The organism is Streptomyces sp. NPDC059398, from assembly GCF_042751845.1.
Taxonomy (GTDB): Bacteria; Actinomycetota; Actinomycetes; order Streptomycetales; family Streptomycetaceae; genus Streptomyces.
The window spans coordinates 1-19,679 of sequence record NZ_JBHYWP010000112.1; the positions used below are offsets into that span (position 1 = coordinate 1).

A 19,679-nucleotide genomic window follows, 5' to 3' on the forward strand; every position below is an offset into this window, starting at 1 on the left:
GGACCGCCCCACCGACCCGGCGGAGGCGGCCAACTGGCTGCCCGCGCCAAGCGGCGACTTCCGGCCGAGGGGGGGGGGGGTGGGGGGCGGGGGGTCGCGCGGGGGGTGTGGTGGTGTGAGGTGGGGGGGGGTGTCCCGGGGGGGGGGGGGCCCCGGCGGCCCCCCCCCCCCGGGGCGGTTGGTCCGGACCGGCCCTATGCGTCCAGGCCGATGGCGAAGGCCGCTTCCAGGTCGTGCTGCGAGTAGGTACGGAACGCCACATGCGTGTCCGTGGCCTCTACGCCGGGGATCTTGCTGATCCGGCCGGGGATGATGTCCGCGAGGTCGTCGTGGCGGGCCACCCGGACCAGGGCGATCAGGTCGTACGTCCCGGTGACGGAGTAGACCTCGCTGATGTTCTCCAGCGAGGCGAGCGACTCGGCGATCTCGGGGATCCGGTCCACGCTGGTCTTGATGAGCACGATCGCGGTGATCACGGCTTGCTTTCTCCCTCGGTGGCCGTCGCTGGGAGTTTCACTCTAGTCGTACGCCAGTACCGCACCGCCGCGTAGCCGAAGCCGAGCGTGAACCCCACCAGATGGGCGGTGTACGCGACTCCGGGGCCGGTGCCGGTCTGCTGGCCTGCCGCCAGCCACTGCAGGACGAACCAGAAGACCAGCACGATCCAGGCGGGGAAACGCAGCGGCAGGAACAGCAGGAACGGGAAGATGCTCGTCACCCGGGCCCGGGGGAAGAGGCTCAGGAAGGCGCCGAGCACCGCCGAGATCGCCCCGGACGCGCCCACCAGGGTCTGGTCGGAGCCGCTGTGGGTGAGGGCGTACGCCCCCAGGGCCGCATAGCCGCTCACCACGTAGAAGACGGCGAAGTGCAGACGGCCCATGCGCTCCTCGGCCATCGCGCCGAAGACATAGAGGAACAGCATGTTCCCCAGCAGATGCAGCCAGTTCGCATGGATGAAGAGCGCGGTGAGCGGGGTGAGCAGCGCGCCCGGGGCGCCGCTCATCAGTTCGGTGGGGACGACGCCCCAGTGTTCGAAATAGGCGCTCTGGGCGGCGAGCAGGTTGTCGCCGGTCCCGTACGCCGGGTCGATCCCCGAGACCGGGCTCATCAGGAAGACCAGGCAGCAGAGGCCGATCAGGCCGTATGTCACGACCGGACCGCCCAGCGGGCCCCCGCGCCGTCCGGGCGCCTTCCGGCCGGGTGCATTCCGCCACGTGAACATCCACCGAGCATGGCCCAACCGGACGCAAACGGGCAGATCGCCTCGCCGGGCTCTCCGCGGTCGGCAGGTCCGCCCCCGGGGTATGCCGTAGGCCGTAGGGTTGCGGGGAGTACATCCGCAGTTCGATGGCGCACCGCGACCGAGGCAGTACGAACGAAGAGGACGCACGTATGACGACGGTTCCCATGCCGACCGCCGACACCCGGTGGCGCTGCACGCTCTGCGGCAATCTCACCCGGTTCGACGTGACGCGCTCGTCGAAGGTTGTCGAGTACATACATCTCGACCTGGCCGGTGAGCCCAAGGTGGAGGAGCGCGAGGTGGTCAGTGAGACCATCGAGTCGGTGCGCTGCCGCTGGTGCAACGCGGTGGACCAGATCGAGCTGGTGGACAGGCCGGGCGGCGGCTCCTGAGGGAGCCCCCTGAAGAGCGACAGTGGGGTGACGGATGGTGGACGCTGAAGGCGGTACGGAGCCGGCCGACGCGGCCGGCGACGCCGCGGAGGCGCTCGACCGTCCGCTGCCCGAAGCGGTACGGAGACGTGTCGTCGCGCTCGTCTCCGACGCCTTCGGTGGGCTGACCGTGCCCGAACTCCCGGCGCAGCTGCGGCAGTACGCCCGTTTCACTCCCAGCAGACGGGCCAAGTTCGCGGGTAACGCGATGGCCGCGGCCCTGGAGGGCGACGCGGTGTTCCGCGGGCGCATCGGAGACCGGCTGAAGGAGTCCCAGCCCGAACTGACCGGGGCGCTCGAAGCGGGCTCGCCGCCCGCCGCCGCCGACCCGGTGGATGTGGCGGCGGCGGCCTACGTACTGCGTCCGGCCGGCTGGGTGAAGCTGGTGGCCGCCGCGGGCGAGGAGGCCCAGCGGGTGGTCGCCGAGCGCGCCGACGAGGCGGGCCGGCACGAGCTGGAGCGGATGCGCGCGGAGCTGGCCGAGGCACGGGCGCAGACCAGGAGCGAGAACGAGCGGCTGCGTACGGAGTTGGAGGCGGCCCGCAAGGATGCTGAATCGCTTCAGCGCAAGCTGCGCAGCGCGCAGAGCGATGTGAAGCGCGGCGAGGCCGCGCTGCGCCGCTCCGGCTCCGAGATCGAAGCGGTCAGGTCCGACTCGGCGGCCCGGGTCGCCGCAGCCGAGAGCGAGTCGCGCCGGCTGAAGGCGCGGCTCGGTGAGGCCGAGGCGGCGGTCGAGGCCGGCCGCCGCGCCGTGCGCGAGGGGCGCTCGGTCGAGGACATGCGGCTGCGGCTGCTCCTCGACACGGTGCTCGACGCCGCCCAGGGGCTGCGGCGCGAACTGGCCCTGCCGCCGGTGACCTCGCGCCCCGCCGACTCCGTGGACGCGGTCGAGCCCGGCAGGCTCTCGCCCAAGGACGTCGCGGCCAGGGCGCTCTCCGACACCGACCCGGCCCTCCTCGACCAGCTGCTCTCACTGCCGCAGGCCCATCTGGTGGTGGACGGCTACAACGTCACCAAGACCGGCTATCCGCAACTGCCCCTGGAGAAGCAGCGGCTGCGGCTGCTCGGCGGTCTCTCGATGCTCGCCGCGCAGACCGGCGCCGAGATGACCTGTGTCTTCGACGGGGCCGAGCTGGCGGCGCCGGTGCTGCTGGCGCCGCCGCGTGGCGTACGGGTGCTGTTCAGCAAGCCCGGGGTGACGGCGGACGAGGTGATCCGCCAACTGGTCAGGGCGGAGCCGTCCGGGCGTCCCGTGGTGGTCGTGTCGGCCGACCGCGAGGTCGCCGACGGTGTGGCGAGAGCGGGCGCGAGACCTGTCGCGTCCGTCTTGTTGCTGAAGAGGCTTTCGCGTGCCGTGTAACTGCTGTGCACAATGCCCGAGTTCGTGACGCACGTTTTTCACCACAGCGTCAAGTGACCGTTACTGCCTGTGCGGTGTCTGTAAAATATGCATACAGTGACCGAGATTTTTGGCAACAGGATTTGAACTGATCACAAGAAGGTCACTAGGGTCGGGCCTCGAACCTTCGCGCGGTTGATCACTCATCCGGGGTGTCAGCGAAGGAACCGCCGATGCCTTCACGGTTTTGCTACGTGTTCGGCGGCTCTGAGGATGAAGGAGCTCGCCTCCGTGGCGTCCCACCGTCGACCCAAGCAGCCGAGCCGTACTCGGGTGACCGTGCTCACCGCGACCGCTGCAGCAGCCGTGGCCCTGACCGCTCAGGCCGCACACGCAGACCCGAAGCCGTCCAAGAGTGAGGTCAAGGCGAAGGTCGACAAGCTCTACGAGGACGTGGACGCGGTCAGCCAGAAGTACGACGGCGCCAAGGACCAGCAGGACAAGCTGAAGAAGCAGGTCGACGACCTGCAGGACAGCGTCGCCCGCGGCCAGGAGGACCTCAACAAGCTGCGGGGCCAGCTCGGTTCCATGGCGAGCGCCCAGTACCGCTCGGGTGGCATCGACCCCTCGGTCCAGCTCTTCCTCTCGTCCGACCCGGACACCTTCCTCGACAAGGCCACCGCGCAGGACCAGCTGAGCGGCCAGCAGGCCGACGCGGTCAAGAAGATCCAGGCCAAGCAGCGCACCCTCGCCCAGCAGCGTGCCGAGGCGCAGGACAAGCTCAAGGACCTGGCGTCGACGCGTACCGAACTCGGCAAGAAGAAGCAGGAGGTCCAGGACAAGCTGGCCTCCGCGCGCAAGCTGCTCTCCAGCCTGACCGCTGCCGAGCGCGCCTCGATAGCCGATGAGAACTCGCGCGCCAACCGGGCCAGCGACCGTGCGGACCTCGGCGACGCCGTACCGGCCTCCGCCCGTGGCGCCGCCGCCCTCAACGCGGCGAAGACGCAGCTCGGCAAGCCGTATGTGTACGGCGCCACCGGCCCCGCCTCGTTCGACTGCTCCGGGCTGACGTCCTGGGCGTACGCGCAGGCCGGCGTCACGATCCCGCGCACCTCGCAGGCCCAGGCCAACGCCGGACAGCGGATCTACTCGCAGAGCGCCCTCAAGCCCGGCGACCTGGTGCTCTTCTACGGCGACATGCACCACATCGGCATCTACGCGGGCAACGGCCAGGTGCTGCACGCACCGCACACCGGCGCGGTCGTCCGGTACGAGGCGATGGGCAACATGCCGTTCCAGTTCGGCGTCCGCATCTGATCCGGCCTCGGCGCCCGTTCCGTACGGCGCCGTCCACACCGCCCATTCGGGCGAATTACGGTGCCGTGAGCTGACTCCCCGCCCCGTCGGTGACCTTGTGATCTCCGGCGGGGCGTCACTCTGTGTGCACGGCGGGGTCTTTGGTCACAGCGTGGTCACACGGCTACTGTCCGGCGTGCGGTTCCCGGAGATCGGTCCGCCCATCGGGGCGGCAGGGACCGCACGCAGCGGAAGGAGTGCGGCTCCTGTGGTGTCCCATCGCCGTGTCACCCAGTCCGGCCTCGCCCAGGGCGCCCGGATCACTGTGCTGTCCGCCGCGCTGGCGACAGGAGCGGCAGGACTCGGGGCCGCACCGGCCGGCGCCGAACCGCACGAGTCGGCGGCGGCCACCAAAAGCAGGGTCGACGGGCTCTACGCCCAGGCCGAGCGGGCCACCCAGCAGTACGACAAGGCCGACGAGCAGACCGAGCGGCTGCGCCGCCAGGTCGCCGACGCGCAGGACGGGGTGGCCCGTGGCCAGGAGCGGCTCAACCGGATGCGCGGCGCGCTGGGCGCGCTGGCCGGCGCGCAGTACCGCGCGGGGGCCATCGACCCCTCGCTCGCCCTGCTGCTCTCATCCGACCCCGACTCGTACCTCGACAAGGCCGCCGCGCTGGCCCAGCTCGGCGAGGTCCAGGCGGGCGAGCTGCACCGCATCCAGCAGGCCCAGCGCGAGCTGACGCAGCGGCGCGCCGACGCGACCCGCCGGCTCGCCGAACTCCGGCACAGCCGCACCGAGGTCGCCCGCCACAAGCGCACCGTCGAGGGCAAGCTCGCCCGAGCCCGCCGGCTGCTCGACACCCTGCCCACCAAGCAGCGCGCCTCGTACGACCAGGTCTCGCGCTCGGACCGGGGCGCCCTGCCCGCGCTCGGCGCGCTGCCGGTGTCCGGCCGGACGGGGGCCGCCGTGGCCGCGGCCCGCAGCGCGCTCGGCAGGCCCTACGCGTGGGGCGCCAACGGGCCCTCCAGCTTCGACTGTTCGGGGCTGATGCAGTGGGCGTACGCACACGCCGGCGTCTCCCTGCCGCGCACCTCGCAGGAGCAGCGGTTCGCGGGCCGGCAGATCCCGCTCTCCCAGGCCAGGCCGGGGGACCTCGTGGTGTACCGCAGCGACGCCAGCCATGTCGCGATGTACATGGGCAACGGCCAGGTCCTGCACGCTCCTTACCCGGGGGCCAGGGTCCGCTACGACCCGGTCGGCATGATGCCCGTCTCGTCGGTGACCCGGGTCTGACCGGTGCGGGGCGCCGTCCGGCCCCGCCTGCCCCGGCACGTACGATCGGCGGCGTGACGGCGCGGGGGAGCGGGGCGGTACGGAAGCGGGCCGCGGGGTGCGCGCTCGCTCTCTGCCTGCTGCTTCCCGGGTGCGCCACGCCTTCGGAGCCCGCCGGGCAGGACGCGGCGGAGCGCGGCATCCGCAGCACGCTGGACCGCCGGGCCGCTGCCGTCACCGGCCACCACGAGAGCGGATATCTCTCCGTCGTCGACCCGCGGGCGAAGGGGCTGCGGACGGCGCAGCGCGCGGAGTTCCGCAACCTCGCCGCGGTACCGCTGAGTTCCTGGCAGTACCGGCTCGACGACGTGCGGCTGACGGGCGTCCACGCCACCGCGCAGGTCGAGCTGCGGTACCGGATCACCGGTTACGACAGCGCCCCGGTGGCGGACCGGCGCACGCTCGGTCTGGTGCGCCGGGACGGCCGCTGGTACCTGGACGAGGACAGGCCCGCCCCCGGCACCGGACAGCAGCTCTGGCAGCAGGGCCGGGTGCGCACCGCACGCGGCAGACACAGCCTGGTGCTCGGCGTCGGCGGGGACGCCGGGGCGCTCCGCCGGGTGGCCGCCGTCGCGGACCAGGCGGTGCCGGCCGTGGACCGGGCGTGGCACCGGAAGTGGGCGGGGCGGGTGGTGGTGCTCGTGCCGTCGTCGCTGGACGCGATGGGCGCGCTGCTGGGCTCGCCCGCCGCCACCTACCGGGGCATCGCGGCGGTCACCACCGGCGAGGCGGGCGGCGCCGGGGCCGCGCCGGCCGACCGTGTCATCGTCAACCCCGAGGCGTACGCCCAACTGGGCGGGCTGGGCCGCCAGGTGGTCATCACCCATGAGACCACCCATGTCGCCACCCGTACCGCGACCTCCGCCGCCACCCCGCTCTGGCTCTCCGAGGGTTTCGCCGACTGGGTCGCCTACCGGGGCACCGGCAGCAGCCCCCAGGAGGCGGCGCCGGAGCTCCAGCGGGCGGTGCGCTCGGGGTCGCTGCCCGCGACCCTGCCCACCGACGCGGACTTCGGTTTCAGCGACAGCGCCGACCGGCTCGCGCGTGCCTACGAGGGCGGCTGGCTGGCCTGCCGGCTGATCGCGGAGCACTGGGGCGAGCAGAAGCTGACGGACTTCTACCGGGCGGTCGGGGCGCACGGGCAGCGCGACGGCGCGGTCGAGCAGGCCATGAACGAGGTGCTCGGTACGGACCCGGACGCCTTCACCGCGCGGTGGCGCGAGTACCTCAGGGCGCAGCTGGGCTGAGCGGCTCCCGGCCCGCGTCGGTGTCCCCGGGCCGGGCGACGGCCCCGTCCACCGCCCGCTGCCCGCGCGGCGGGACCGTACGCCGCCACAGCGCACGGGCCGCGATCACCGAGGCCGCGACCAGCAGACCGTTCCGTACGAAGATCAGCGCGACTCCGGCCGCGTCCCCGGCGATCACATGGCCGAACCAGAGCGGGAACTCCAGCGACGTCACGCCGGTGGCGACCACCACCAGCACGACGGGGACCGCCATCACGCTGGTACGGAACAAAAGGCAGACGGCGCCGAGGCCGACCAGCCACACCATGTACTGGGGGCTGATCACCCGGCTCGTCGTGGTGAAGAGCAGCACCGCGGTGAACGCCGCGTCGCCCGTCGTGGCCGGCGGGTACTCCCTGGCCCGCAGCCGCCACAGCAGCAGCCAGCCGAAGGCCAGGACGCTCAGCCCCAGGGCGACGGCGCTCACCACGTGGACGTACGGACCGATGAACTCCAGCGAGCCGTAGTTCATCATCACCTGCCCCTGCCAGCCGAACTGCCGTGCCACCTGGAAGAACAGACCGCCCAGCGATTCGAGCTCCGTACCCCGCTCACGCTGGAAGGTGAGGAAGGAGAAGGCGCCGGGCACCGCCGTACCGGCGATGAGCAGCAGGGCCGCGGCCGTCGCGGCGAAAGCCGTCCAGGACCGGCGCGTGGCCGGGCCGCGCGCCGCGCCCGCGAGCAGCAGCGCGGGCCAGACCTTGAGCAGGGCGCCGAGCGCGGCCAGCGCCCCCATGGTGCGCGGCCTGCGGGACCCGGCCAGCAGCGCGGCCACCGCGACCGCGGTCACCATCAGGTCGTACCTGGCGTACGCGGTCGGACCGAGCAGCGGCAGGCCCACCACCCACACCCAGACACCGGCCCGGCGCTTGCCCGGCCGGCGCGCCGTGTACAGCAGCAGGCCGAGCACCACCGCGTCGGCGAGGAAGGTCAGTACGAAGAAGGCCGAGGCATAGCCGAGGAACGGCAGGGCGGCGGGGGAGAGGATCGCGAGGGCCGCACCGGGCGGGTACTGCCAGGTCACGTCGGAGAGCGGGAACGTGCCGCTCCGCAGCACCTCGTACCAGCCGTGGTAGGTCACGGACACGTCATCGGTGACATGGGTTCCCGGTGTGACCAGCACCTTGAACACAGAGAGCAGCAGCAGCGCTCTGGTCGCGGCCCAGACCGCGACGGGGAGTGCCGCGCCCCGTAAGCTCCGCACAACAGTGTGATCCATGGTGACGGCCGGGGCCGCGGTCTGTTCCGACACCGGCGGATGTTATCGTGCGGCCCCTCGCGGAGCGGTGAGGCGAGGCCGTTGGGTACTGTCTGCGGCGATGCACAAGACGCTGATCGTGACCAATGACTTCCCGCCGCGCCCCGGTGGCATCCAGGCGTTCCTGCACAACATGGCCCTGCGCCTGGATCCCGAACGGGTCGTCGTCTACGCCTCCACCTGGAAGCGCGGCGCCGAGGGGGCCGCGGCCACCGCGGCCTTCGACGCGGAGCAGCCGTTCACGGTCGTACGCGACCGGACCACGATGCTGCTGCCGACCCCGCGGGTCACGGCGCGGGCGAGCGGACTGCTGCGCGAACACGGCTGTACGTCGGTGTGGTTCGGAGCGGCCGCCCCGCTCGGGCTGATGGCTCCCTCGCTGCGTGCGGCAGGCGCGGAACGCCTCGTCGCCACCACGCACGGCCACGAGGCGGGCTGGGCACAGCTGCCGGGGCCGCGGCAGCTGCTGCGGCGGATCGGCGAGGGCACGGACACCCTCACCTACCTCGGCGAGTACACCCGCTCCCGGATCGCCGCCGCGCTCACCCCGGCCGCCGCGGGCCGTATGGTGCAACTGCCGCCGGGCGTGGACGAGAAGACGTTTCATCCGGGTTCGGGCGGAGCGGCGGTCCGCGCGCGGCTCGGGCTGACGGACCGGCCGGTGGTCGTCTGTGTCTCGCGGCTCGTACCGCGCAAGGGGCAGGACACACTGATCCGGGCGATGCCCCGGATCCTGCGGGAGGTGCCGGACGCGGTCCTGCTCATCGTGGGCGGCGGACCGTACGCCCGGGACCTGGAGAAGCTGGCGGAACGGACCGGTGTCGCGGACTCGGTGCGCTTCACGGGCCCGGTGCCCTGGGCCGGACTGCCCGCGCACTACGGGGCGGGCGACGTCTTCGCCATGCCGTGCAGGACCCGCAGGGGCGGGCTCGACGTCGAGGGGCTCGGCATCGTCTATCTGGAGGCGTCGGCGACCGGGCTGCCGGTGGTGGCCGGCGACTCGGGCGGCGCGCCCGACGCGGTGCTCGACGGGGAGACCGGCTGGGTGGTGCGGGGCGGTACGGCCGGGGACGCGGCGGACCGGATCGTCACCCTGCTCCAGGACCCGGGGCTGCGGCGGCGGATGGGCCGGCGCGGCCGGGCCTGGGTCGAGGAGAAGTGGCGCTGGGACCTGCTGGCCGAAAAACTCAGGGAACTGCTCTAGGGAACTGCTCTGACGAGGCAGGCGGGGCAGGACGGGGCGCGGGCCCGGGCGGCGTTGCGGCCTGGCCCCGTAGGCCCTCCTCAGCCCCGGTAGATCGCTTCGATCTCGTCGGCGAAATCCTTCGCCACCACGGCGCGCTTGAGCTTCAGCGACGGCGTGATGTGCCCCGCCTCCTCGGTGAACTGCGCGGGCAGCACCCGGAACTTGCGTACGGATTCGGCCTTGGAGACCGCCGCGTTGCCGTCGTTCACCGCCCGCTGGATCTCGGCCAGCAGGTCCGGGTCCTCGCACAGCGACAGCGGCGTGGACCCCGCCGGTTTGCCGCTCTCCTCGGCCCACCGCGCCAGGAACTCCTCGTCCAGGGTCACCAGCGCACCGATGAACGGCCGTCCGTCGCCGACCACCATGCACTCGGCGACCAGGGCGTGCGACCGGATGCGGTCCTCGATCACGGCGGGGGCGACGTTCTTGCCGCCCGCGGTGACGATGATCTCCTTCTTGCGGCCGGTGATCGCGAGGTAGCCGTCCTCGTCGAGCGTGCCGATGTCACCGGTGTGGAACCAGCCGTCGGCCAGTGCGTCGGCCGTCGCCGTCTCGTTGTTCCAGTAGCCGTTGAACAGGTGCTCGCCGTGCAGCAGCACCTCGCCGTCGTCCGCGATCCGTACCACCGAACCGGGCAGCGGCTGGCCGACCGTACCGATCTTCTGCCGGTCCCACGGGTTGAAGGCGGTCGCCGCACAGGACTCGGTGAGGCCGTACCCCTCAAGGACGGTGAAGCCGATGCCCCGGTAGAAGTGGCCGAGCCGCTCGCCCAGCGGTGCGCCGCCGGAGATCGCGTACTCGCCGCGCCCGCCGAGTACCGCGCGCAGCTTGCTGAAGACCAGCCGGTCGAAGAGCTTGTGCTTGATCCGCAGCCCGGCGGACGGGCCCTGCGGGGTGCCCAGCGCGCGGCTGTAGGCGATGGCGGTGCCGGCCGCCCTGTCGAAGATCTTTCCCTTGCCGTCGGCCTGCGCCTTCGCGCGCGCCGAGTTGTAGACCTTCTCGAAGACGCGGGGGACGCCGAGGATCAACGTCGGCCGGAAGGAGGCCAGTTCATCCGTGAGGTGCTTGATGTCCGGTACGCAGCCGATCTTGATCGGCGCCATCACGGAGGAGACCTCGACCAGCCGGCCGAAGACATGCGCCGCGGGCAGGAAGAGCAGCACCGAGCACTCGCCGGTACGGAAGAGCGGTTTCAGCCGTTCAACGATGTTGCCGCACTCGGCGAAGAAGCTGCGGTGGGTCAGCACACAGCCCTTCGGGCGGCCGGTGGTCCCCGAGGTGTAGACGATGGTGGCCGGATCGTTGGCCCGCGCCCGGGAGCTGCGCTCGGTCACGGTCTCGTCCGTGACCTCGGCACCGCTCGCCCGGAGCTCGTCGACGGCGCCCCTGTCGATCTGCCAGACGTGCCGGAGTGACGGCAGCGCATGCCGTACGGCCTCGACGGTCGCGGCGTGCGCGTCGCTCTCCACGAGCACCGCGACCGCCCCGGAGTCGCCGAGTATCCACTGCACCTGCTCGGCCGAGCTGGTCTCGTACACCGGCACGGTGATCGCGCCCGCGCTCCAGATCGCGAAGTCCAGCTGGACCCACTCGTACCGGGTCCGCGACATCAGGGCGACCCGGTCCCCGGGCCGCACACCCGCGGCGATCAGGCCCTTGGCGGCGTCGTGCACCTCGGTGAGGAACCGGGCGGCCGTGACATCGGTCCAGACACCGGCCACCTTGCGGCCCATGACCGCGACATCGGGGTGCTGAGCGGCGTTGCGGCGGACCAGATCCGTCAGATTGCCGTCCGATGGGACCTCGTACAGGGCCGGAAGGCTGAACTCACGCAAGACTGCTGCTCCTCTGGTCGACATCACTGTCGCCACGACTGGACCTGACCGCCCGGACGTTACCCATGGGTAAGCGGTTCCCGATAGGGGGTTCCGGACAGATGTTCCATGCGTCACACGACACCACCGTGCTTCGCGCAGAGTAGTCCACGCCTGTCGGCGGGCGGCGGTATTCGCAGGTCCGGCCCCCTCTGTTCAGGCCGGGTCCAGGAGTCCTAGGCTGATCACCATGCGCGTGCATGTGGTCAGTGACGTCCATGGCAACACCAGCGGTCTCGCGAGGGCGGGTGACGGTGCCGACGCGCTGATCTGCCTCGGCGACCTCGTCCTCTTCCTGGACTACGCCGACCACTCACGCGGCATCTTCCCCGACCTCTTCGGTGTCGAGAACGCCGACCGCATCGTGGAGCTGCGCACCGCCCGCCGCTTCGACGAGGCGCGCGACCTCGGCCGCGCGCTCTGGAGCGGGGTGGACCGGGACAGCGCGATCGAGACGGCGGTACGCAGCCAGTACGCCGACATGTTCGCGGCCTTCCCCACCCCGACGTACGCGACCTACGGCAATGTCGACGTCCCGCCCCTCTGGCACGAGTACGCACGCCCCGGCACCACCGTGCTGGACGGCGAGCGCGTCGAGATCGGCGGCCGTGTCTTCGGCTTCGTGGGCGGCGGCCTCAGAACCCCGATGCGTACGCCCTACGAGGTCAGCGACGAGGAGTACGCGGCCAAGATCGAGGCACTCGGGGATGTCGACGTGCTCTGTACGCACATCCCGCCCGAGGTCCCCGAGCTGGTCTACGACACGGTGGCCCGGCGCTTCGAGCGGGGCAGCCGTGCGCTGCTCGCGGCCATCCTGCGGATCCGCCCCAAGTACGCCCTCTTCGGCCATGTGCACCAGCCCCTTTCCCGCCGGGTCCGCGTCGGGCGGACCGAGTGCGTGAACGTCGGCCACTTCGCCTCGACCTCGCGGCCCTGGGTCATGGAGTGGTAGCGGTCGGCGGCCCGGTGCGCACGCGATAGCCTTCACCAGCGCATGCACACCGGATTCCGCACTGGAGGAGCCACGGCGATGGCTGAACACACCAGCTCAAGCATCACGATCGAGGCCGCACCGGCCGACGTCATGGGCGTGATCGCCGACTTCGCCCGCTACCCGGAGTGGACCGGCGAGGTGAAGGAGGCCGAGGTGCTCTCCACCGACGCCGAGGGCCGCGCCGAGCAGGTCAGGCTGGTGCTCGACGCCGGCGCGATCAAGGACGATCACACCCTCGCGTACACCTGGACGGGCGCCGACGAGGTCAGCTGGACCCTGGTCAAGTCGCAGATGCTCCGCGCTCTCGACGGCACCTACCTCCTCGCCCCGGCCGGCGACGCCACCGAGGTCACCTACCGGCTGACCGTCGACGTCAAGATCCCGATGCTGGGGATGATCAAGCGCAAGGCCGAGAAGGTCATCATCGACCGTGCCCTGGCCGGTCTGAAGAAGCGGGTCGAGTCCGGCGCCGCAGCACAGTCCGAGGGCTGACACCCGATGCGTACGGTCCTCGTCACCGGCCTCGGCGGCGCGGGCCGCACCACCGTCGCCGCGGCCACCGCACTGGCGGCCGCCCGCGAAGGCGAACGGGTCCTGCTGCTCTCCGCCGACCCGGACCCGGGCGAGAGCCTCTCCCTCGCCCGCGACGCGGGCGTGCGGGCCGAGCGGATCGACTCGGGCGCCCACTTCCGCAGCGAACTGCTGACCCTCCAGGAACGCGGCACCGCGGCCCTGGAACTGCTCGGCGCGTCCAGGCTCGACGAGGAGGAACTCACCGAGCTGCCGGGCGCCGCGCAGTTCGCCCTGCTGCACGCGCTGCGCACCGCCGACAGCGACGCCTGGGACCTGGCCGTCGTCGATCTGCCGCCCGTGCAGGAGGCCCTGGCCGTCCTCGCCCTCCCCGAGCAGCTCCGCCGCTATCTGCGCCGGCTGCTGCCGCCCGAGCGGCAGGCCGCCCGCGCGCTGCGCCCGATGCTGGCGCAGCTCGCCGGGGTCCCGATGCCCGCCCAGTGGCTCTACGAGACGACCGCCCGCTGGGAGCGCGAACTGGCCGCGGTGCAGGCCAGGATCGACGACCCGGGAACGGTCGTACGGCTGGTGGCGGAGCCGGGGCCCGCCGCGACCCGGGCGCTGCGCACCGCCCGTACCGGGATCGCGCTGCACCGCCACGCCCTGGACCTGGTCGTCGCGAACCGGCTGGTGCCCGGCGGCTCCGGGGAGCCCTGGCTCGCCGCGCTCGCGGCCGAGCAGCAGGAGCACCTCAAGGAGCTGTCCGCCTGTTTCGGCGGCATCGATGTGGCGGAACTTCCCCATCTGGGCCGGGCACCCCGCACCGCCGGTGAGCTGTTCCCGCTGGAGCTCCCGGCCACTCCCCGCACCGCGGCCCCGCAGTGGCACATCGAGGACCGGCTCGCCGACGACGGTGTCCTGGTCTGGCAGCTGCCGCTGCCCGGCGCGGTCAAGGCGGAGCTCGGCCTGATCAGGCGCGGCGACGAACTGCTGCTCACCGCAGGGCCGTTCCGCAGGACCGTCACCCTGCCTTCGGTGCTGCGCCGCTGCACGGTGGAGGGCGCGGGGCTCACGGACGGGGTCCTGGGCATCAGATTCGTACCGGACCCGGCGCTGTGGCCCCGGGAGCAGCGGCCGGACCGGTGACGGAGCAGCCGGTGCCGTGTCCGGGCCGGTGGCGGAGGAGCCGGTGGCCGGGCCGCTGAACGCAGTCGGGCCGTTCGGGTAACGTCGTAAGTACGGCCCGAAGTACCCCGTCACCCCGTCGCAGGAGTCCGTCATGAGCGAAGCCCCCGAGCAGCCGGCCACCGATTCGGACGCCTGGGAGAGGGCCTGCGCGGAGGACCTCGCCGCTGAGAAGGCCCGCCGTCGCGCCCAGTACGGGAGCGCCGAGGGATCGGCAGCCGAGGAATTCCGGAAGCTCTTCGACGCGGTCGCCGACAAGGTCACCGAACTCCAGTCGTCGCTGCCGGGAATGGCGGCCCAGGGCGCTGTCCAGCAGTTCCTCAGCCAGGCGAAGTCCGTGGTCGAGCCGGTCGTCGAGCGCAACCCCGATGTCTTCGACCACCTGGCGGCCGCCGGTGGAGAACTCCTCGCCGCCTACCGCTCGGCGGTCGAGAAGCAGGAGCAGCGCTGGACCGCGGGCCGGGAGACGGCCGCAGGACGGGACGCGGACAAGGGGGCCGGCGGCAAGGGCGACGGCGACGACGGCACCGGCCCGGCGGAACGCATCGACCTGGACTGATCACCCCGGCCCGGCCCCCCTCGGGTACGGTTGCCCCTCAGCGGGGCTCGACCGAAAACTGAGGGACACATGGGACTCACCATCGGCGTCGACATCGGCGGCACGAAGATCGCGGCCGGAGTGGTCGACGAAGAGGGCACCATTCTCGATGTGCACAAGGTGCCCACCCCGCCGACCGCCGAAGGCATCGTCGACGCGATCTGCGCGGCAGTCTCCGAGGCCGGCAAGGGGCACGAGATCGAGGCGGTCGGCATCGGCGCGGCCGGTTACGTGGACGACAAGCGGGCGACCGTCCTCTTCGCGCCGAACATCAACTGGCGGCACGAGCCGCTCAAGGACAAGGTCGAGCAGCGCGTCGGCCTGCCCGTGGTCGTGGAGAACGACGCCAACGCGGCCGCCTGGGGCGAGTACAAGTTCGGTGCGGGGCAGGGGCACGAGGACGTCATCTGCATCACGCTCGGCACCGGCCTCGGCGGCGGCATCATCATCGGCAACAAGCTGCGGCGCGGACGGTTCGGTGTGGCCGCCGAGTTCGGCCACATCCGGGTCGTGCCGGACGGTCTGCTGTGCGGCTGCGGCAGCCAGGGCTGCTGGGAGCAGTACGCGTCGGGACGCGCCCTCGTCCGGTACGCGAACCAGCGCGCCAACGCCACCCCGGAGAACGCGCAGGTGCTGCTCGGTCTCGGTGACGGCACCCCGGCCGGAATCCAGGGCAAGCACATCAGCGAGGCCGCCCGTCAGGGCGACCCGGTGGCCATCGACTCGTTCCGTGAGCTGGCCCGCTGGGCCGGGGCGGGCCTGGCCGACCTGGCCTCGCTCTTCGACCCGTCGGCGTTCATCGTCGGCGGTGGTGTGTCGGACGAGGGCGAGCTGGTCCTCGACCCGATCCGCAAGTCGTTCCGGCGCTGGCTGATCGGCGGTGCCTGGCGGCCGCACGCCCAGGTGCTCGCGGCCCAACTGGGCGGCGAGGCAGGGCTGGTGGGCGCCGCGGACCTGGCCCGCCAGGGCTGATCCGCCCCGCGCGACCCGTGCCTGCCGTCCCCCAGGGGTGCGGCAGGCACCGCTCACCGGCAGCCGTCGTAGGGTGTCGCCCATGGCGATCACTACGCTGCCCGAATCCCGTACGGAGAGCGGCTCGGCCGTTGTCCGGGTGCTCAGTTACAACATCCGCTCGATGCGCGACGACCGCGCGGCGCTGGTCCGGGTGATCCGTGCCTGCGACCCCGATCTCGTCCTCATCCAGGAGGCCCCGCGCTTCTTCCGCTGGCGCAAGGCCGCGGCCCGGCTCGCGTCCGCCACCGACCTGGTGACACTCGGGGGCGGTGCCACCGCGGCCGGACCCCTGCTGCTCTGCTCGCTGCGCGCCACTGTCGAGCGCGCCGACGATGTACTCCTGCCGCGTACTCCGGGGCTGCACCAGCGCGGTCTCGCGACCGCCGTGGTCCGTATCGGGGGCGCGCGGCTCGGCGTGCTCAGCTGCCATCTGAGCCTGCACCCCGCAGAGCGCCACACCCAGGCGGGGCTGGTGCTCGACCGGCTCGGCTCGATGGGTGTGGAGCACGCGGTCGTCGCGGGGGACCTCAACGACCGCCCGGACGGCCGGAGTTTCCGGCGGCTGGCGGCCGGGCTCCAGGACTGCCGTGCGGTGAAGCCCTGGGGCGGTGAGCACACCTACCCGGCGACGGACCCGGACCGGCGGATCGACGCGGTGTTCGCGACGCCCGGGGTCGAGGTGCTGGGGTGCGGGGTGCCGCAGGACATCCCCCGGGCGGATCTCCGGGCGGCCTCCGACCACCTCCCGGTGCTCGCGGCGCTCCGGGTACGGACCGGTCGGGCGGCCGGGGCCTGAGAAGCCCCTGGCCGGACGTGAGCCGGCCGGTCAAGGGCCGACCTGGCCGCCCCTAGACCACGGCGCCCCGCCCGGGATCGTCCTCGTCGTCGTCCCCCGGGCCCATCCGGACCACCAGGACAGCGAAGCCGCCGAGGAACCCGCCGATACCGAGCGTGGTGAGCCACCATGTCATGTCCCAGCCCAGCACCACGGCGAGGATCAGCAGCACCGGTCCGCCCACCACGGCCAGCCAGGCGAACTTGGCCGTGACCTCCGCCTCGGGAAGCTCCGGGTCGGGCTGGATGAAGTGGCCCTCGTCGGAAGCGTCGAGGTCGTCGTCGGACGGCTCCGGCAGGCTGTGGTCGCGGGGCCCGCCGATGCCGGGGGCGAACACGACCGAACTGCCCAGCGGCCGGCCGGATCCGCTCGCCGGGGCAGGAGGCTCCGCATCCGCGTCCGGCTTTGCGGCCTCCGGTTCCCCGGCCCCGGGCTCCCCGGCCGTGTCGGCGTTGACCCCCTCCTCCAGCAGGGCGAGGTCCTCGACCGACTTGAAGGGCTTGGTGCCCACGGGGTCCGCGGGCTCCTCGCCGTACCCCGCGACGATCGCCGCCCACACCGCTTCCTCGTCGATGGGCTGCGGTTCGCGCTCCGCCTCGTTCTCAGCCACCGGTGGTGCTCCCCTTCATCCCGACGCTCGGAGCGAGGCGGCCGACGAACGCAAGGCTCTTCTCGAAAATCCGCTCCGCATCATGGTCCAACGTCGCCACGTGGTAGCTCTGTTCCAGCAGGACCTCCTCGACATCCGTCGACGAGACCCGGCTGAGGATGCGGGCCGAGTCGGCGGGCCGCACCACATGGTCCTCGGAGCTGTGCAGCAGCAGCAACGGCTGGGTGACCTGCGGCAGTTCACGGTCCACCAGCCGGCAGAGACGCCGCAGCGAGTGGGCGCAGTGCAGCGGCACCCGGTCGTACCCCACCTCGGTGGAGCCGTCCAGGGCGATGTCGCTGGCGATCCCCTTCGTCGTACGCACCAGATGCCGGGCGACCGGAAGCGCGTACGGCATCAGGCCGTGCACCTTGTTCAGCGGATTGACCAGGACGAGACCGCTCACCGCGTGGCCGTGCTTGGCGGCCAGCCGCAGGGCCAGCGCACCGCCCATCGAGAGGCCGAAGACGAAGACCCGCTCGCACCGGTCGAGCAGGGCGCGCAGCTCCCGGTCCACCTCCGCGTACCAGTCCTGCCAGCCGGTGATCTGCATGTCCTGCCAGCGGGTGCCGTGCCCGGGGAGCAGCGGCAGCGAGACGGTCAGGCCCCGCCCGGCCAGATACTCCGCCCAGGGGCGCAGCGACTGCGGCGATCCGGTGAATCCATGACAGAGGAGGACGCCGGTCTCCCCGCCTTCGTGGCGGTAGGGATCGGCTCCGGGAAGCACCGGCACCGGGGTCTCCTGTTCGTCAGGTCTGATTCGTCAGGTCCAAGAGGTGTACTTCACCGTACGCGACCGGACCGACACCGACCAGGGCCGTCACCCGGGGAGCGCGGACGGATGGCCGGGAGCGTACGCCCGGCGCGGGATAGGGTCGGTGCGACCGTCACAGGAAGGCATCCCAGTTGATCTACGGCGCAATGAAGTTCGCCATCGGGGGTTCGCTGAAGGTCGCCTTCAGGCCCTGGGTGGAAGGACTGGAGAACATCCCCGCCGAGGGGCCCGCCATCCTCGCGAGCAACCATCTGTCCTTCTCGGACTCCTTCTTCCTGCCCGCCGTCATGGACCGCAAGGTCACCTTCATCGCCAAGGCCGAGTACTTCACGTCGCCCGGCGTGAAGGGAAAGCTCACCGCCGCCTTCTTCAAGGGCGTCGGCCAGCTGCCGGTCGACCGGTCGGGCAGCCGGGGCGCGGGCGAGGCCGCGGTCAGGAGCGGTGTGGAGGTGCTGGCCAGGGGCGAGCTCTTCGGGATCTACCCGGAGGGCACCCGGTCACCGGACGGCAGGCTCTACCGGGGCAAGCCCGGCGGTCTCGCCCGGGTGGCGCTGGCGTCCGGTGCGCCCGTCATCCCGGTCGCGATGATCGACACGGAGAAGATCCAGCCGCCGGGACAGGTGGTGCCCAAGCTGATGCGGCCGGGTATCAGGATCGGGAAGCCGCTCGACTTCAGCCGCTACCACGGCATGGAGAACGACCGGTTCATCCTGCGCTCGGTGACCGACGAGGTCATGTACGAGATCATGAAGCTCTCCGGCCAGGAGTACGTCGATATCTACGCGACCGCCGCCAAGCGCCGGATCGCGGAGGAGGAGAAGGCCCGGAAGGCCGACGCGGCCGGGGCCGCGGGGAAGAGCGAGGGAACGGACGGGGCCGGCGGCTAGGGTCTGTCCGGCCCACGGAGATCGGCCGGACAGACCCCGGCCGCACCCGTCCACCACGGGGGCGCGGCCCCCGGTCACCAGGGGGTGTGATGGCGAAGGACCGGCGCGAGCGCGTCGTGCGGATGTCCGTCGAGCTGCCGCTGTGGCGGGCGCTGACCGCGTACCGCGTACTGACGATGGTCTACGCGATCCTGCTGTTCGCCTTCGCGTACCGGGAGTTCCACCGCCAGTGGGTGGCCGTCGGCTACTTCGCGGTGCTGACCGTCTGGACCCTCGCCACCCTCCCCAGGGTGGCCAGTGCGGCCCGCTGCACCAAGCGCTTCCTCGGCGCCGATCTCACCGTGGCGCTCGCCGGCATCCTGCTGACACCCGTGGCCGACTCGCACGCCCGGGTCGTCGGGGGCGCCACGACGATGCCGTCCATCTGGACCGCGGGCTCCGTGCTGGCCTTCGCCATCAAGGGCGGCTGGCGCTGGGCGGCCTTCGCCTCGTCGCTGGTGGCCGTCGCCAATGTCACCGAACGCGGTGAGCCCAGCGGGGACACCGTCCACAACGTGGTCCTGGTCTGGATCGCCTCCATCGCCATCGGCTACATCGTCGAGGTGGCCCGTGCGTCCGAGCGCACCCTCGCCCGTGCGCTGGAGATCGAGGCGGCCACCCGTGAGCGGGAGCGGCTTGCCCGTGACATCCACGACAGCGTGCTCCAGGTCCTGGCCATGGTGCAGCGGCGCGGCGCCGAGCTGGGCGGGGAGTCGGCCGAACTCGGCAGGATGGCGGGGGAGCAGGAGGTGGCGCTGCGCACCCTGGTCTCCAGCGGTCTCGTGCCGCCCGCCAGGGACCCCGCGGGCAGGCAGCCCGCCGCGGCCGGGGCGGACGATCCCGCCCGGGGCGCGGGGGATCCGGACGGGCGGCGGACCGGGGCCCCC

At 72.1% G+C, this 19,679-nt stretch carries 19 protein-coding genes and 1 pseudogene; 14 read left to right on the forward strand and 6 right to left on the reverse strand.

All coding sequences use genetic code 11. From position 1 onward, the window contains the following. Positions 1 to 194: 194 nt before the first annotated feature. Together ACFXBC_RS29950 and ACFXBC_RS29955 are read right to left on the reverse strand one after the other, a co-directional pair. The gene (locus tag ACFXBC_RS29950) at positions 195 to 476 is read right to left on the reverse strand and encodes an Lrp/AsnC family transcriptional regulator (RefSeq protein ID WP_385031358.1); all 282 of its coding nucleotides are present in this window, start codon (positions 474 to 476) and stop codon (positions 195 to 197) included. Then, positions 473 to 1,222, reverse strand: coding sequence for a rhomboid family intramembrane serine protease (locus tag ACFXBC_RS29955; RefSeq protein ID WP_385031361.1), 750 nt, complete (start codon positions 1,220 to 1,222; stop codon positions 473 to 475). Before ACFXBC_RS29955 ends, ACFXBC_RS29950 begins: the two co-directional genes overlap by 4 nt. Positions 1,223 to 1,392: 170 nt before the next feature. Here ACFXBC_RS29955 and ACFXBC_RS29960 point away from each other — a divergent pair, with 170 nt between their 5' ends. The 5 genes from ACFXBC_RS29960 to ACFXBC_RS29980 all read left to right on the forward strand — a co-directional run bounded on the left by ACFXBC_RS29960 (position 1,393) and on the right by ACFXBC_RS29980 (position 6,889). Beyond that, the gene (locus tag ACFXBC_RS29960; RefSeq protein WP_164264249.1) at positions 1,393 to 1,635 is read left to right on the forward strand and encodes a hypothetical protein; all 243 of its coding nucleotides are present in this window, start codon (positions 1,393 to 1,395) and stop codon (positions 1,633 to 1,635) included. Positions 1,636 to 1,669: 34 nt separating this feature from the next. Next, complete coding sequence (locus ACFXBC_RS29965; RefSeq protein WP_385031364.1) at positions 1,670 to 3,034, forward strand: NYN domain-containing protein; 1,365 nt, start codon at positions 1,670 to 1,672, stop codon at positions 3,032 to 3,034. Between the two features lie 270 nt (positions 3,035 to 3,304). Further along, the gene (locus ACFXBC_RS29970) at positions 3,305 to 4,330 is read left to right on the forward strand and encodes an NlpC/P60 family protein (protein WP_385031367.1); all 1,026 of its coding nucleotides are present in this window, start codon (positions 3,305 to 3,307) and stop codon (positions 4,328 to 4,330) included. Between the two features lie 247 nt (positions 4,331 to 4,577). Beyond that, a complete protein-coding gene (locus ACFXBC_RS29975; protein WP_385031370.1) occupies positions 4,578 to 5,603 on the forward strand; it encodes an NlpC/P60 family protein in 1,026 nt (341 codons plus the stop codon). A 53-nt stretch (positions 5,604 to 5,656) separates the two neighbouring features. Next, on the forward strand, positions 5,657 to 6,889 hold the full coding sequence (locus ACFXBC_RS29980) for a hypothetical protein (RefSeq protein WP_385031372.1): 1,233 nt from the start codon (positions 5,657 to 5,659) through the stop codon (positions 6,887 to 6,889). Here the strand turns inward: ACFXBC_RS29980 and ACFXBC_RS29985 are convergent. Continuing rightward, the gene (locus ACFXBC_RS29985; RefSeq protein ID WP_385031424.1) at positions 6,870 to 8,147 is read right to left on the reverse strand and encodes a glycosyltransferase 87 family protein; all 1,278 of its coding nucleotides are present in this window, start codon (positions 8,145 to 8,147) and stop codon (positions 6,870 to 6,872) included. The genes ACFXBC_RS29980 and ACFXBC_RS29985 overlap by 20 nt on opposite strands. A gap of 100 nt (positions 8,148 to 8,247) precedes the next feature. Here ACFXBC_RS29985 and ACFXBC_RS29990 point away from each other — a divergent pair, with 100 nt between their 5' ends. Continuing rightward, positions 8,248 to 9,390, forward strand: a complete 1,143-nt coding sequence (locus ACFXBC_RS29990; RefSeq protein ID WP_385031375.1) for a glycosyltransferase family 4 protein — start codon at positions 8,248 to 8,250, stop codon at positions 9,388 to 9,390. Positions 9,391 to 9,470: 80 nt separating this feature from the next. Here the strand turns inward: ACFXBC_RS29990 and ACFXBC_RS29995 are convergent, their stop codons facing one another. Next, a complete protein-coding gene (locus tag ACFXBC_RS29995; RefSeq protein ID WP_385031378.1) occupies positions 9,471 to 11,267 on the reverse strand; it encodes an AMP-dependent synthetase/ligase in 1,797 nt (598 codons plus the stop codon). 229 nt (positions 11,268 to 11,496) lie between these two features. Between ACFXBC_RS29995 and ACFXBC_RS30000 the strand changes: the two genes are divergently transcribed. From ACFXBC_RS30000 to ACFXBC_RS30025, 6 genes are all read left to right on the forward strand, one after another. Further along, complete coding sequence (locus tag ACFXBC_RS30000; RefSeq protein ID WP_385031381.1) at positions 11,497 to 12,258, forward strand: metallophosphoesterase; 762 nt, start codon at positions 11,497 to 11,499, stop codon at positions 12,256 to 12,258. Positions 12,259 to 12,336: 78 nt separating this feature from the next. Next, positions 12,337 to 12,792, forward strand: coding sequence for an SRPBCC family protein (locus ACFXBC_RS30005; protein WP_266857848.1), 456 nt, complete (start codon positions 12,337 to 12,339; stop codon positions 12,790 to 12,792). Positions 12,793 to 12,798: 6 nt separating this feature from the next. Beyond that, positions 12,799 to 13,956, forward strand: coding sequence for an ArsA family ATPase (locus ACFXBC_RS30010; RefSeq protein ID WP_385031385.1), 1,158 nt, complete (start codon positions 12,799 to 12,801; stop codon positions 13,954 to 13,956). Positions 13,957 to 14,089: 133 nt separating this feature from the next. After that, the gene (locus ACFXBC_RS30015) at positions 14,090 to 14,554 is read left to right on the forward strand and encodes a DUF5304 domain-containing protein (protein WP_385031388.1); all 465 of its coding nucleotides are present in this window, start codon (positions 14,090 to 14,092) and stop codon (positions 14,552 to 14,554) included. A 69-nt stretch (positions 14,555 to 14,623) separates the two neighbouring features. Next, positions 14,624 to 15,565 (forward strand): ROK family glucokinase, encoded by a 942-nt coding sequence (locus tag ACFXBC_RS30020; RefSeq protein ID WP_385031391.1) that lies wholly within the window; start codon positions 14,624 to 14,626, stop codon positions 15,563 to 15,565. A gap of 82 nt (positions 15,566 to 15,647) precedes the next feature. Continuing rightward, positions 15,648 to 16,403: an endonuclease/exonuclease/phosphatase family protein gene (locus ACFXBC_RS30025; protein ID WP_385031394.1), complete on the forward strand. Its 756-nt coding sequence runs from the start codon at positions 15,648 to 15,650 to the stop codon at positions 16,401 to 16,403. Positions 16,404 to 16,455: 52 nt separating this feature from the next. Here the strand turns inward: ACFXBC_RS30025 and ACFXBC_RS30030 are convergent, their stop codons facing one another. Next, positions 16,456 to 17,052, reverse strand: coding sequence for a hypothetical protein (locus ACFXBC_RS30030; protein ID WP_385031397.1), 597 nt, complete (start codon positions 17,050 to 17,052; stop codon positions 16,456 to 16,458). Then, positions 17,045 to 17,824 carry an alpha/beta hydrolase gene (locus tag ACFXBC_RS30035; protein WP_385031400.1) on the reverse strand — a complete coding sequence of 260 codons (780 nt, stop codon included), beginning with the start codon at positions 17,822 to 17,824 and terminating at the stop codon, positions 17,045 to 17,047. The genes ACFXBC_RS30030 and ACFXBC_RS30035 overlap by 8 nt, the downstream gene beginning before the upstream one ends. 173 nt (positions 17,825 to 17,997) lie before the next feature. Here ACFXBC_RS30035 and ACFXBC_RS30040 point away from each other — a divergent pair, with 173 nt between their 5' ends. Continuing rightward, entirely contained in the window at positions 17,998 to 18,753 is a 756-nt protein-coding gene (locus ACFXBC_RS30040) for a lysophospholipid acyltransferase family protein (protein ID WP_385031403.1), read from the forward strand. A gap of 89 nt (positions 18,754 to 18,842) precedes the next feature. Further along, positions 18,843 to 19,679 (forward strand): annotated as a pseudogene (locus ACFXBC_RS30045) (DUF5931 domain-containing protein); the annotation flags it as partial.